The organism is Parabacteroides sp. ASF519 (genome assembly GCF_000364265.2).
Taxonomy (GTDB): domain Bacteria; phylum Bacteroidota; class Bacteroidia; order Bacteroidales; family Tannerellaceae; genus Parabacteroides; species Parabacteroides goldsteinii.
Genome location: NZ_AQFV02000006.1, coordinates 4673470 through 4686043, shown reverse-complemented (window position 1 = coordinate 4686043; position 12574 = coordinate 4673470). Strand labels below are relative to the sequence as shown.

The following is a 12574-nucleotide window of genomic DNA, read 5'->3' as shown; positions in this document are numbered from 1 at the left end:
TATGTCAGAGAAGAATGAAGTAAAAAAGAAAAGTAGGGGGCGTAAGTCTGAATATAGAGAAGAATATGCAGAGCAGGCTCTAAAACTTTGTCTGTTAGGTGCAACAGATAAGGAGATTGCTGAATTCTTCTCTGTTTCGGAACAAACGTTGAATAGTTGGAAGAAGAAGTTCCCTCAATTTCTTGAGTCCTTAAAAAAGGGAAAAGCTGTAGCAGATGCAAATGTTGCTTCGAGACTTTATAGCCGTGCGATTGGTTACGATGCCAGAGCGACGAAGTTCGCTACCAACGAGGGGAAGATTACGGACAAGGTGGAATATATCGAACATTACCCTCCGGACACAACTGCCGCCATTTTCTGGCTGAAGAACCGGCAACCTGGCAAGTGGCGGGATAAGAAAGAGGTGGAGAACCAGGTTAAGCTAAGTGATGAATTGGAATCAATGTCAGATGAAGAACTAGCAGCAATTATCCGTGGCGAAAAAGAGTAAGAGAGAAATATTGATCAGGCAGGCAAAGGCGGCGACTATATTGCGCAAACGGGGCTCGGAATGATTTCTGGGCCTATTGTTTATATCATGACCCTAAGTTCTTCGCTAAGCGTTTGTTTTTGAAGAAGGTGGCGGACGCTTTTACGCGGGTGTACGAATCGTATTTGTCGGGTGTGATTCGTCGGCTGGCCGTCTCTATGCCGCCACGTGCCGGGAAGTCCTATATATCATCCTTGTTCATTTCGTGGATGCTTGGCCACTTCCCGGAAGAATCGGTTATGCGTAACTGTTGTTCCGATACGTTGTATAACAAACTGTCCTACGATACCCGTGATATTGTCCGCTCTTCCCGGTTCAAAGAGATATTCCCGGATGTAAAGCTGCGTGGCGATAAACAGAATGTGCATGGCTGGAGCTTGGACGCTGCCCGGCAGGTTAGTTACTTCGGTGCCGGTGTAGGTGGTACGGTGATCGGCTTTGGTGCTTCTATGCTGGCCATGACCGACGACTTGTATAAGAGTTTGGAAGATGCACTATCTGACACCAATAACGAAAAGGTTTGGTCTTGGAAGCAGGGAACACATGATTCCCGTATCGAAGGGAACTGCTGCTCGATCGATATCGGTACACGCTGGTCGGCCACAGACGTTCTTGGCCGTATGGAGGAAATGGGGAAGTATGACGAAATTATTCGTATCTCTGCCCTGGATGAAAACGACGAATCGTTCTGCGAGGATGTTCATACGACGGAATACTACCTGGAACTGCGGGAAGAGACAGAAGATATGATCTGGTGTGCTGAGTATATGCAGGATCCGATCGAAGCGATAGGTTTGTTATTCCCCAAATCAGAGCTCAATCGGTTCAAGTTGGCGGATATCGAAGGTAAGCAACCGGATGGCGTTATCGGTGCCTGTGACGTGGCTGATGAAGGAGACGATAATTTCTCTGCTCCATTCGGTAAAGTATTTGGTGAAAAGATATTCATTACAGATGTTGTATTTACGAAGGATGCTGTTGAGATTACTCAGCCACGCTTGGCACAAACAATACTTGATACTGGTTGTGATCAGATGCGTATTGAATCAAACAATGGTGGTCGTATTTTCTCTATTGCTGTACGAAAGGAAGTTGTAGCAAAGAGAGGGAAATGCTTAATTCAAGCACGGCCAACAACGCAACACAAAGAAACTCGCATCCTGATGAAATCCGGATGGATAAAAAAGCATCTGTATTTTCTTGCTGAAGGAGAATACAAGAAAGGCTCCGATTATGATCAATTTATGAAAGGTCTCACTTCATACAAAAAAGAAGGTGGCAATAAACATGACGATGCACCGGATGGGGTGACAATACTTGCTGAATTTGCCGAATCCTTAGGTATGAAGTTTAAGAAAGAAAAGAAGAAGACTTCCCGAGGGGTAATTGTCAGGTAATTTATTTTGTTGCTTATATATTATTATGCATCTGGATAGTTGTCAGAGTGGTTGAATGTGCTTGTTTGCTAAACAAGTTAGCTTTATGGCTACGGAGGTTCGAATCCTTCACTATCCGCAAAAACTTGAGAGAAAGGGCGATGTGAAAGCAGGTGTTGTTTTAGTCGCGAATGGAATGTATCTGTTTCATAGTTGCAAATATGATAGCATCGCCCGAGGATATAAAGTGAGCAGCACTTTTAACTGCATTGAATAATTTGGTTGTTTTGCCCTGGGGTATGTACTCCGGGGCTTTTTGATGTTACGACTTTTCTCCTTTTATATTTTAAGAGAAAAGTATATGCCAGATATAGCAACCATCTTACAAGAACCTGACTTTAAAAAAGTCGTTGAAATATTGTGTCAGGATACGATTGAAGGCCGGGAACAAGAAGCTTACCTCAAAGAGTATAAAGGTGACCGCACCCGCCGTGAAACATCGGTCGGGAATCGGAAGGATAAAGAAATTGATCTTTATTCAGATACTGAGTTTGAAGAGGACGACGAAGGTAATCAAATCCCTAAAAAGATAGGCACTGACACTGTTCCGGTAGCCAAAATCAATACAAATATACCAAAGAAGATTGTTCGTACAGCAGTTGCATTTTTATTCGGGGGGGATATGAATATCTCATTTACTGAAGATAATGATGGAACTGAGTATTTTCGGGCAGTCGTTGAGAAAAAATTGAAGATGAAAGCCATCTTCAAAGAGTTTGCCCGGACGGTAATGATTGAAACCAAGTCTGCATTACTGTTCTATCCGAAAGCTGTGATAGCGAGTGATGGAAAATCAGCTATTGAGCTCCGGGTTCGTGTATTGAGTCAAAAGAACGGAGAATTTTATCCCCATTTTGATGACTTTGGCGACATGGACGCTTTTACGCGTCGATATAAAGCGATCAATCCGGAAGATAGCAAAGAGCACGACTACGTGTGGATCCAGACAGCCGATCAGAATATAACTTCTATTGATATGGATGGGACATGGGTTACAACCACAGAACCGAACCTATTTGGCAAAATATCCATTGTGTATGCAGAGCAAGATCTGCCGGAATGGGAAGATATTGTTTCTGCAATGGATGCTATTGAACTGCGTATTTCCCGTTTGTTTGACACGAATGATTATTTCTCTGAACCTATATTGAAAAGCTATGGAGCCACAATGCTTCCAAGCAAAAATACGGTTGGTAAACAGATCGAGTTTGAAGTTAAGGTTGATCAAGACTCCGGCAAAGAGTATCATGGTGATGCAGACTATTTGGTATGGCAGCAGTCCGTTGAATCTGTAAAACTGGAATTAGAAACAAATATAAATGAAGTATTCTCCGGAACATCCACTCCTAACTTATCCTTCGAAAATCTAAAGGATGTAGGCAACATTACCGGCATAGGCATGAAGTTTATGTTTATGGATGCCTTTATCAAGGCTATGGAAAAGATGGAAATATTCGAACCTGCAGTTCAGCGTGCAGCTCATATTATCATCGCAGGTATTACAAAGATATGCGATCCGACTATGGTACGTCATTTTGAGGACAATGATGTCGAGATTACTTTTGGTTCTGTTCTCCCGGATGATTTGCGCGAAGAGATGGAAGTCTTATCTATTGCTAATGGAAACAAACCGATCAATAGCCGTAAGACGGTCACTGCACGTTCTCGTTTCACCAAGGATGTAGACGAAGAGATACAACAGATGCAAGCAGAAGATAGAGAAGAGGCATCGAATAATAATCCGCTGGGTAGCACTTTTATGTAAACTATCATGCCTGAGCTATCATTTTATGAGCGACAACATATCCAAAAAATACTGATCCAGCAGGGAGCGATAGGAAATATATTCAATCAGTTCTCTCGTGAGATATCTGGGTATCTACGAAAGTGGACTGAAACTGGCAAGCTGAATGTGTGGGTGCGTAATTCTTCAGTTGAAAAAGGTATTGATCGCTCTTTATTGAATCTGCAGAAAAGTCTTCTTGATAATATTCAGTCTTTTGGTGTTGACGCCTGGCAGCGGGGACAGGTGAAGAATGACGATCTTGTAGAGCGTTATATCAAAGGAATGTCGATCAGCTCTGTTGTAAAAGATGGCATGTTTTACCGAAACAGGGAAGCATTGAAGGCTTTCCAGAACCGCGTAGACAATGGAATCACCCTTTCGGATCGAGTATGGAATATAGTAGATATTACAAAGGATCAGATAGAGTTGTTTCTTGGAAGTGGTTTATCTGTTGGCAGGGCAGCTGGAGAGATCAGTAGTGATGTAAGGCAGCTTCTAAAGAATCCGGAAAAACGCTTTCGGCGTGTGCGCGATAAGAATGGCAAGCTGCAACTATCTACACCCATGAAAGATTATCATCCTGGACAAGGTGTGTATCGAAGTAGTTACATGAATGCTCTTCGTTTGTCGGCTACCAATACAAATATGAATTATCGTAAGGCAGACCATGACCGGTGGCAGAAAATGGACTTTGTTCTTGGCATAGAGGTTAAGCGATCTGCAAATAATCACGGTCCGTGTAAGATTTGTGATGCGATGGTTGGAAAATATCCGAAGGATTATGTATTTGTTGGAAATCATCCTTTTTGTATTTGTTTCTGTGTCCCCATCCTGATGGACCACGATGACTTTGCAGATTATTTATTAGACGATACCATTCCACAGGGTAAGGCTATCACTCATATACCGGCAGGCGCAAAGAATTTTATCAATAATAATTATGAGGCTGTAAAAAATTCTTATACTGTCAAAAACAATAGAAAATACTTTGAGGATAAACCAATACCAGTGAGCAGTGGATTGACTCAGGCATCAAAAGAGCAGGTTAAAAAGCAGCGTACTGAGATAAAAGAATGGGCGAAAAGTAATCTGGTAGGCAAATCATCTTTCGCGAGCAACTTGAGCGGCCCTATAGAGTTCACTATGACCGGAATAAAGGAGGCGCTTAATCAACCTCATAAGGATCAAACGGCGAAGAATGAAGCCTTGAGGCGTATTGACAAGCTAATTAGCGACGGGCAGTATGTAAAGTTCGCTCCGGATGAAAAAGACAATGCTATGGTTGTGGGTTACCATTATATAGAGATTGACATAGCTGGTGGCAAATCTTATGCTGTTATCAGGGAAATGAGAGATGGAAGATCCATGTTCTATTCGATAGTGGAAAAGATAAAAGGGAAGTAAAGAACTTGACAAAGGATGTGCAATCCAATACAGTCTTCTTTAAATCCCTTTTATTACTACAAATATAAATAGTTTTTTTTGATTATGCGGAAATAAAAGAAAAAAATGTTTCCACACTTATATTTTAAACAGAAAACATTAATGGTATGACAATTTTACAATTAATCATTGCTGCATGTGTAGCAGCTGGTGTTCCAGAAAAATTTGCGGAGCGTATTCAGAAAACATTCAAGATCGAGAAAGAGGAAAGTATCGAAGGATGTGTGGCATTATTCAAGGAAAATATTCTGCCTGCCATTTCGGAAGCAGAGCAAGCAGCGCAAGCGGATGCTAAGGCTGCGGCAATTGTTGAATATGAGAAAAATCATGGTTTGAAGGACGGTAAACCTATCCAGAATCCTACACCTCCTAACCCCGCTATTCCTGATCTGTCTAAGCTTTCCCCTGAATTGCAGGCATATTTTAGCACTCAGCAAAAACAGATTGGAGATTTGACCGATCTAGTCAAAGGGTTAGCGATCAGTCAGCAGAAAAATCAAAAAACGGAGCTGGTAAGGGCAAAGATGAAGGGGAAGATTGATGATGATTTTATTGATGACTATATCGGTCGTGTGAATCTCGATGCAGAGAATTTAGATGCAGAAGTGGAAGCGCAGGTTAAATCGTATGGCGATATGGCGAAGAAATTCATCACTAAAGCTGTAGCTGAAGGTAACTATATTCCAGCCGCTGGTGGTGTATCTGACAGTGAATTTGATAGCTTTTTGAGTTCCGGCAATGAAGATGCTCCGGCGTTCAAGGGTAGAGAATTATAAATCTTTAATATTTTTAAGTATGAATAATTACAGCACGAAGAAAGAGTATCAGTACATGCCCTTTATCATAAGGGAGCTGGAAGATAAAGCCGGTGGTGGTTCAATCGCAATGGCTGATTTGGATAAATCGGTTTCAGACAGCGTTGCTCCGGGATTCTTTGTTGGTCGGGACACGAAAGGTCTGTATCATTTGTTAGTTGCAGCTGTTCTGTTTGCCAATGCCGCAGCCGATGCTACATCTTACCAAGTGAAAAAGAATTCTCAATTTAAGGTTGGTCAATTTGTAACCAGTGGCGATGTCGTAGGGGTAAAGGCTTATGCAATTACTGCGATTGACAGAAGTAATCCTCAGTACGATGTGATCACTGTTGGAACATCTTTAGGTAAAGCCTTATCGGAAGGAAAGACACTGCACCAGGTAAAAGCGGAAGATGCTGCCGGTGGTAAAAGTGAATTGCTGTATGCTCCTTACGGGGTAGCTAAAAATGAGATCGATCTGACTAAGAGCCATGCTGAAACAGGCATTTCGCTCCGTGGTTCTTATAATGTGGCAAATATGGCTTACGGTGCACCGAAGGTATTCCGTGATGCGTTGCCGATGATGCGATTTGAAGATTAATATTTAATACGAAAAGTATATGGAAAGAAGTTTATTGAAAGAACTTACGGATAAGCGCCTGAAGGCTTATCTGAAGAAAAAAGAAGGTGTTCCTCGTTATTGGCCGACCTTGTTTCCGTTGGATTACAGCGATGAGCTTACATGGGAAGCCTTGGCTGCTGAATCAGGGAACACGATTGTAGCAGATGTTATCTCTTATGATTCTGCTGCTCCGGAAAAAGGTCGTAAGGTGATTGGAAAGGCTAGTGGAGAAATTGCGAAGATGGCTGTTAAACGCACTATGCGTGAAAAAGATTTTCTGACCTACAAACGTCTGAGCAAGGGAGTTCAAGGGGATGCAGAGAAGCAGAAGATCCTTCATCTTGTGTTTGGTGATGTTGATTTTGTTGTGGATGCCATCGATGGCCGATGTGAACATCTAGCTTTGCAGGCAGCCTCTACTGGACGTATTTCGTTGAATGCGGAGAACAACAACGGTATTGTAACCGAGACGGATGTAGACCTGGGTATTCCAAAAGAAAATAAATTGTGCGTAAGCAAATTGTTGACGAATGAAGACTTTGATATTTTCGCTGAAGCCAAAAGGGTTAAGGCTGCATCAAAAAAGACAGGTAAGGTGAAATATATGTTCATGGACGAAGCCACATTCGACGCGATTGCTGAAACAAAGAAAGTGAAGGAGGCTTACGGCTATTTGTTGACCAGCACTCACGGAACCTATGAAGGCGATCTATTCCTGGAAGACTTGAACAAGCTGCTTACAAAGAAAAGGTTACCGACTATTATCCTGATTGAAGATTCCGACCTGTCATTTGAGGACGAGGATCATGTTCGCACAGAATTGGAAGGTTGGAAACCCGGTTACATCACATTTGCTATTGACAAGAAGTTCGGCCGTATGCAGCACGGTCCAATTGCCGAGGAAGATGCAGAATCTGTAAAGAAATACGCAATTCAGGCCAAGAAAGGTCATGTGCTTGTTACAAAATGGTCAGATGTTGATCCGGTCTGTGAAAAGACAAAAGGTGAAGCCCACTGTTTTACGGTAATTGATAACCCTGGTACGTTCTACATCTTGAACACAAACAGCACAAGCAAATTTATTTAAGATGGCAACTGTCCGGGATACCATATTAGCTTTTCCTGCATTGGATGAATGCGAGGAATATCTTGAAAAGGTTGTACTTCCTAACCGCTCCTTGGATGGGGCGGTGGAGTACACACCTTCTAAAGATATGAAATCTGTTAATTTAGCCGCTGCAGACATGTATGCTATGATTGGCAATAATCCAGACTTTACCGAAAACAAACTGTCTGTTACCTGGAGCAGCGTTGACTTTCTAAAGACGGCAGCCAGGTTGTACCGGCAGAATGGGGAGCCGGAGAAAGCCGAAGAATTGCAGCCGAAGAAAAGGCCGATTCGTTTAACCGGAAGAGCGAAGTATACATCATGAAGCGATATTCACATATAGCGATTGTAACGATTCCTACCGGTTCCCTAGTAAAAGGGGAATGGATGGCTGGCGAGCCTATGGAAATAGAGCTTAAAGGACAGTATTACCCTTCGAGAGATAGCGGTGGTGGCGTCAAGAAGAATATCGACGGAGAAGAACGTCCTGTGCATGGTGAGTTTTCGACAAAGGAGCGCCCGGTACCGAATGCAAATCATATCCGGATCGATAGTATCGGGTTAGATGTCGACATCATCTGTTGGGAACCGTTCCAGTCTCATTCTGTAATCTACGTGTAGCTATGGCAAAGAAAGGCGGATTAACACCTCTATGGTCTGATAAAGAAGTCGAACGTTGGTTCAATTATCATATTGATCGGGCAGAAGAGAAGATGTATATATTGATGCAACGAGCCGGTGAGGAGTTTGTCAAGATTGCCCGCGAAAAGGGTAAGTATAATGATCATACAGGTAATCTTCGCTCTTCCGTAGGCTATGTGATTGTAGCGAATGGTAAAGTTTTATCTGAAAACTTCGAATTGTCAGATAAAGGGACAGACAAAGTAACCGGTAAACAGAGAGCTAAGCGCCTAACAGGCGAATTGGCCACGCTTTATAACAAAGGCTTTGTCCTGATCGGTGTTGCAGGTATGAAATATGCTGTTATCGTTGAAGCGATGGAAAATAAGGACGTGATCTCTTCGGCTGCCGATCATGCGGAAGACTGGATCAGAAAACAAAGTAAAACCCTGTTTGATAAATTAGCGGAAAAAGGATATTGATATGGCGGATCAGTTTGATATAGTTGATATTGTTTTTGATGCGGTTGAACCGGCCAGTACCGGCTTTATCCTGTATAAGGATCGATCTGCTGATGGTGAGACAAAGAATCATATCACAGTTCGGATGCTTCCGCTGAATGAAACAGAGGTCGTAAATAAAGGCACGGTCAATATCAACGTATTTGTGAAGAATCAATCGAATGGCATGCCTGATCGACAACTAATGAAAGGAACGGTACGAAACATAAAGTCTGCGCTACGAAACATCAAACATCCTTTCGGCATGTATTGGAAATCCCGGATCGTCTGGTCTGAATCTCTTGGCGAAGCAAAAGAAGGCTTCGATTGTACGAATATAAGATTTGAAGTAATTACGGAAATTGATTAATAATATGGAAAGAAGTTTAGCATTAGATATTGACTATCTAGGAGTTGCAGAACCAGGTGATGGTGTAGCAGGAACAGAGTATACTCAGTATCCCGAAATTGATACTGTGACTTTCAACTTCTCAGAACCTAAAGAAATTAGCTTTACGGCTATGGGGAGAGAAGACCCGTGGGCGGTCGTGTCAAAGAAGGGGGATCCTTCAAGTATCGAATATACCATTCCTTCTCCTACTGCAGAAGAGCTTAAGGCTCATTGTGGGGGAACGGTAACTGGAGATAAATGGGAAGCACCTGTTTCAACACCTACAATTATAAAGACGATTAAATTACAGAGTTCTCCGTATAATGGTAAGTATACAGAGTATGTATTCGTCAAGGCTTCTATTGCTGGTCGTTTGAGTCAGGCTCCAGGAAAAGAAGAGACTGATTTACTGCTGGTGAAAGCTACCATTATGACCCCTGTTTCTGCTGCTGGTGTTCGATCTGCGCCTTACTGCCGTGAAGTAAAACCAGTTACGGCTCCGGTTCCTCCATCAGAGAGCTGAATGGCTAAAGCAGTAGTCAAACGTAAATCAAGAAAAGCTCGGGGATAACCTCGGGCTTTTATATTTTAAAGGAAAACATGAGTGTAAAACAAGTACTTCAGATTGAAAGTAATGTGGTAACGGATCAGCCGGTTAAGATTCCCTTTGAGTTCACCCGGTTAGATCTGCTACCGGAAGGGAAAAAGCTAGGGGATAGCATAGTTATTACTCCGCTTACGGTTCGTACCTGGTTCCGGATAAAACCGCTTTTACTGCATATTGATAAGCAAGATCGGGAAATACTGACGGCCAATAAGGATACAGGCTTTAACAATGAGATCGCCGACTTGATGGCAAAGTACGATGAGATAATCTTTGAGATCGTCTGTCTCGGCATTCACAACAAAAAAGGAAATATGCCGGCTTGGTTCCGGGAGGTTTTAAAGGATAATTGTACTTGGGAGGACATCTATATCCTTCTCAATGCGATCCTGTTCCGGATCGGTTGCAACCCTTTTTCTCGTACTATCACAGCGCTGGAAGCTGTAAGCCCGCTAGACGAAGAGGAGTTAATAGCCCTTCAAAAGAACAACGAGACCTGGAAGAACCGGAGCCGCAAAGTAGCTTCATGCTCCTAGTTTCCTGCAATGAGGCATTTGGCTATACACATGATCAAACACTCGATAGTAGTATGGTTCTTATCTTGGCAATGCTTCGCGAACATGGATACATAGTCAATGAACGAAATAAAACTTTATACAAAGACGATGAGAGTGAAGATGATGATTCCGGAGAATGGGTTGAAGTAACAGACTTTGATACCGGTCAGAAGAAAAGGGTCCGGAAAATGAAATCAATTTAGTATATATTAGGATAGAGTAGTGATATGTTTTGTCATAGTGATGAATTTTGGCAAAAAAGCCCGGCAGACTGTGAAGTTGGCCGGGCTTTTGTATTAGATATTGTCTAGGATGAAATCTGCTGGGATTCCGAAACAATCACGTAAGCGTTTTGCGATGTTCAGGTTAAGCGCACGTTTACCGTTCAATAATTCGCTTACCCTGGACTCTGATATACCGAGCATTTTTGCGGCTTCTTTTTGTTTGATCTTTTTATCTACCATCTGCTTTTTTATCTCGTCTGTTATCAGTGAGGAGACTTTACCGGGCAGTGGATGATAAGCGGCCTCCCATTCATGGATCGCATCGGTGAGACGGATAAATTCGTCTTTGTCCGACTGTGATAAAAGTTCCATATCGCCAAGCTTAGTCCCTTTCGTGATAATCACCTCCATCGCTTCTTTATGTTCTCTATACTGAGCATCGTTTTTGATAATCATACGCCCTCCTTATTAAATAGTTTTTACATCAATTTTATCATATTCCGGATGAGTTCCGATAAAGCGGATAACCATGCGGCCTGCGAAAAACGTAACAACAGCTACAATCCGATAATTATTACCTTTGATGTTAAATACATATCGGCTGTTACCTACATAATCGGCAGAAAGAAAATCATTTTTCAAGTCAGAGTGACTTTTCCAATCAGCAGCCTCACATATTTGTATCCATTTCTGGATTGCCTTGTCTGCATCAGCATGCTTGCGGATGAACTTTTCTAGCTTTTCTGAATCAATGATTTTCATATTTCTGTTGTTTGTTTCTCTTTGATGCAAAGATATAATATAATTCCCAAATGTGGAAGTTTTTGTGTGGATATTTTATTCCAAATATAATGTTCTTGTAGCTTCGATCCTTGATACCAGTCTTCCTGAAGTTCCACCTCTCCATTGCCCTTTGTCGAATTCTTCTTTAAGGAAAGAAGAAAAACAGTCCAATATGGCCAGGAAATACTCTTTCGGATAATGGTTCGGATTATGAGTATTATTGAAAAGTTCGTTGACCGGATTCTTTTGTGATTGTTCATCCTGCATCTTTTTCTCAAGCTTGCTCATATATGAGATAAGCTGGTCACTGATATATGTAAACTGACGTTTCAATTCTACAACTGAGTTTGTTTCATTTTTTCGCAATGTTTCCTCCATAGCATTGAACGCATTGATATAGTACTCCTTGAACTTGGCTGCTACTTTACCAGTGAAACCCATAACGAGGAAGGTGAAGCCGTCGCGGGTGATGTAGTACATGGGTAATTTGCTGTAACGTTCCCATTTTTACGAGAATACTCAGAGGGCGCAAAATTGCGCTCTCTGAAAATATCACTGCAATCTAGTAAGTTAATTGCCCGAAGAACATCTTTATGATGTTTACCAAAATACTCTGCAACCATGAGTGAAGTTGTCACCGGTTGCCCTTCTCGAACTTGTACCAATTCTGAAAATTGTAGATTTTGCTGTTGGGTAGGAGTGGAGGCTTTCATTGTTGGCCTCCTTTCTGTTCTCTAAGTTTTTCATTCAATTTCTGATTTTCATTGAAGAGTTGGTTCATGAGATGCCTTTGATAGGATAGCATACCTTCGGTTCTACCTATCTCTCGGCCGGTATTGAATGCGGCTTGCAGTTCTGGAGTGGAGTACTTACCCATTTCGGAGGGTTGAGCCGTTCTTTTGCCGTTACTATTATTTGCGGCATTGGAATCGTTGGAATTGATAAGCATAATCAAATTCAATAAAAAAGGTATTCGTGCCTTTCCTGCTGCTTATCACATTCCAACGGATGCTGTGGTTCCATTACAGTTCCACACAGGGGTACACGAATACCTAGTATCGTTATACAATAATGTACGGGCATAAAAAATGCTCGGCATTGTCATGCGAGCGAATCTTTCCCGCATCCGTTAGTTAAATATGATAAGCGATGCAAATTTGGGTACTTATTTTTGAT

General features: G+C 42.1%; 17 protein-coding genes and 1 tRNA gene. 14 read left to right on the top strand and 4 right to left on the bottom strand.

All coding sequences use genetic code 11. From position 1 onward, the window contains the following. Window position 1 precedes the first annotated feature (1 nt). The 14 genes from C825_RS18625 to C825_RS18560 all read left to right on the top strand — a co-directional run bounded on the left by C825_RS18625 (window position 2) and on the right by C825_RS18560 (window position 10370). Window positions 2-490 (top strand): helix-turn-helix domain-containing protein, encoded by a 489-nt coding sequence (locus C825_RS18625; protein WP_010803626.1) that lies wholly within the window; start codon window positions 2-4, stop codon window positions 488-490. Window positions 491-618: 128 nt separating this feature from the next. After that, on the top strand, window positions 619-1926 hold the full coding sequence (terL, locus tag C825_RS18620) for a phage terminase large subunit (protein WP_232434127.1): 1308 nt from the start codon (window positions 619-621) through the stop codon (window positions 1924-1926). A gap of 33 nt (window positions 1927-1959) precedes the next feature. Then, window positions 1960-2044, top strand: a tRNA-Ser gene (locus C825_RS18615). A 222-nt stretch (window positions 2045-2266) separates the two neighbouring features. Beyond that, entirely contained in the window at window positions 2267-3730 is a 1464-nt protein-coding gene (locus tag C825_RS18610) for a phage portal protein (protein WP_010803623.1), read from the top strand. 6 nt (window positions 3731-3736) lie between these two features. Further along, window positions 3737-5155, top strand: coding sequence for an LPD3 domain-containing protein (locus tag C825_RS18605; protein WP_010803622.1), 1419 nt, complete (start codon window positions 3737-3739; stop codon window positions 5153-5155). 146 nt (window positions 5156-5301) lie between these two features. Beyond that, entirely contained in the window at window positions 5302-5970 is a 669-nt protein-coding gene (locus C825_RS18600) for a hypothetical protein (protein ID WP_010803621.1), read from the top strand. A 19-nt stretch (window positions 5971-5989) separates the two neighbouring features. Continuing rightward, the gene (locus tag C825_RS18595; RefSeq protein WP_010803620.1) at window positions 5990-6589 is read left to right on the top strand and encodes a hypothetical protein; all 600 of its coding nucleotides are present in this window, start codon (window positions 5990-5992) and stop codon (window positions 6587-6589) included. A gap of 19 nt (window positions 6590-6608) precedes the next feature. After that, window positions 6609-7697 carry a major capsid protein gene (locus C825_RS18590; RefSeq protein WP_010803619.1) on the top strand — a complete coding sequence of 363 codons (1089 nt, stop codon included), beginning with the start codon at window positions 6609-6611 and terminating at the stop codon, window positions 7695-7697. Between the two features lies 1 nt (window position 7698). Further along, window positions 7699-8043 carry a DUF6706 family protein gene (locus C825_RS18585; RefSeq protein ID WP_010803618.1) on the top strand — a complete coding sequence of 115 codons (345 nt, stop codon included), beginning with the start codon at window positions 7699-7701 and terminating at the stop codon, window positions 8041-8043. Continuing rightward, entirely contained in the window at window positions 8040-8339 is a 300-nt protein-coding gene (locus tag C825_RS18580; RefSeq protein WP_010803617.1) for a hypothetical protein, read from the top strand. The genes C825_RS18585 and C825_RS18580 overlap by 4 nt, the downstream gene beginning before the upstream one ends. 2 nt (window positions 8340-8341) lie before the next feature. Beyond that, on the top strand, window positions 8342-8821 hold the full coding sequence (locus tag C825_RS18575; RefSeq protein ID WP_010803616.1) for a hypothetical protein: 480 nt from the start codon (window positions 8342-8344) through the stop codon (window positions 8819-8821). Between the two features lies 1 nt (window position 8822). After that, on the top strand, window positions 8823-9209 hold the full coding sequence (locus tag C825_RS18570) for a hypothetical protein (protein WP_010803615.1): 387 nt from the start codon (window positions 8823-8825) through the stop codon (window positions 9207-9209). A 4-nt stretch (window positions 9210-9213) separates the two neighbouring features. After that, a complete protein-coding gene (locus tag C825_RS18565) occupies window positions 9214-9753 on the top strand; it encodes a hypothetical protein (protein WP_010803614.1) in 540 nt (179 codons plus the stop codon). A gap of 77 nt (window positions 9754-9830) precedes the next feature. Beyond that, the gene (locus tag C825_RS18560) at window positions 9831-10370 is read left to right on the top strand and encodes a hypothetical protein (protein WP_010803613.1); all 540 of its coding nucleotides are present in this window, start codon (window positions 9831-9833) and stop codon (window positions 10368-10370) included. A gap of 317 nt (window positions 10371-10687) precedes the next feature. Here the strand turns inward: C825_RS18560 and C825_RS18555 are convergent, their stop codons facing one another. The 4 genes from C825_RS18555 to C825_RS27760 all read right to left on the bottom strand — a co-directional run bounded on the left by C825_RS18555 (window position 10688) and on the right by C825_RS27760 (window position 12021). Beyond that, entirely contained in the window at window positions 10688-11071 is a 384-nt protein-coding gene (locus tag C825_RS18555) for a helix-turn-helix domain-containing protein (protein WP_010803611.1), read from the bottom strand. Window positions 11072-11083: 12 nt separating this feature from the next. Next, window positions 11084-11377, bottom strand: a complete 294-nt coding sequence (locus C825_RS18550) for a type II toxin-antitoxin system HigB family toxin (RefSeq protein ID WP_010803610.1) — start codon at window positions 11375-11377, stop codon at window positions 11084-11086. A gap of 75 nt (window positions 11378-11452) precedes the next feature. Then, the gene (locus C825_RS18545; protein WP_010803609.1) at window positions 11453-11878 is read right to left on the bottom strand and encodes a Rha family transcriptional regulator; all 426 of its coding nucleotides are present in this window, start codon (window positions 11876-11878) and stop codon (window positions 11453-11455) included. Then, on the bottom strand, window positions 11818-12021 hold the full coding sequence (locus C825_RS27760; RefSeq protein WP_233467314.1) for a Rha family transcriptional regulator: 204 nt from the start codon (window positions 12019-12021) through the stop codon (window positions 11818-11820). The genes C825_RS18545 and C825_RS27760 overlap by 61 nt, the downstream gene beginning before the upstream one ends. Window positions 12022-12574: the final 553 nt, after the last annotated feature.

Coding starts and splice junctions, on each gene's coding strand:
- C825_RS18625 (WP_010803626.1), top strand. CDS start 2: ATGTCAGAGAAGAATGAAGTAAAAAAGAAAAGTAGGGGGCGTAAGTCT.
- C825_RS18610 (WP_010803623.1), top strand. CDS start 2,267: ATGCCAGATATAGCAACCATCTTACAAGAACCTGACTTTAAAAAAGTC.
- C825_RS18605 (WP_010803622.1), top strand. CDS start 3,737: ATGCCTGAGCTATCATTTTATGAGCGACAACATATCCAAAAAATACTG.
- C825_RS18600 (WP_010803621.1), top strand. CDS start 5,302: ATGACAATTTTACAATTAATCATTGCTGCATGTGTAGCAGCTGGTGTT.
- C825_RS18595 (WP_010803620.1), top strand. CDS start 5,990: ATGAATAATTACAGCACGAAGAAAGAGTATCAGTACATGCCCTTTATC.
- C825_RS18590 (WP_010803619.1), top strand. CDS start 6,609: ATGGAAAGAAGTTTATTGAAAGAACTTACGGATAAGCGCCTGAAGGCT.
- C825_RS18585 (WP_010803618.1), top strand. CDS start 7,699: ATGGCAACTGTCCGGGATACCATATTAGCTTTTCCTGCATTGGATGAA.
- C825_RS18580 (WP_010803617.1), top strand. CDS start 8,040: ATGAAGCGATATTCACATATAGCGATTGTAACGATTCCTACCGGTTCC.
- C825_RS18575 (WP_010803616.1), top strand. CDS start 8,342: ATGGCAAAGAAAGGCGGATTAACACCTCTATGGTCTGATAAAGAAGTC.
- C825_RS18570 (WP_010803615.1), top strand. CDS start 8,823: ATGGCGGATCAGTTTGATATAGTTGATATTGTTTTTGATGCGGTTGAA.
- C825_RS18565 (WP_010803614.1), top strand. CDS start 9,214: ATGGAAAGAAGTTTAGCATTAGATATTGACTATCTAGGAGTTGCAGAA.
- C825_RS18560 (WP_010803613.1), top strand. CDS start 9,831: ATGAGTGTAAAACAAGTACTTCAGATTGAAAGTAATGTGGTAACGGAT.
- C825_RS18555 (WP_010803611.1), bottom strand. CDS start 11,071: ATGATTATCAAAAACGATGCTCAGTATAGAGAACATAAAGAAGCGATG.
- C825_RS18550 (WP_010803610.1), bottom strand. CDS start 11,377: ATGAAAATCATTGATTCAGAAAAGCTAGAAAAGTTCATCCGCAAGCAT.
- C825_RS18545 (WP_010803609.1), bottom strand. CDS start 11,878: ATGTACTACATCACCCGCGACGGCTTCACCTTCCTCGTTATGGGTTTC.
- C825_RS27760 (WP_233467314.1), bottom strand. CDS start 12,021: ATGGTTGCAGAGTATTTTGGTAAACATCATAAAGATGTTCTTCGGGCA.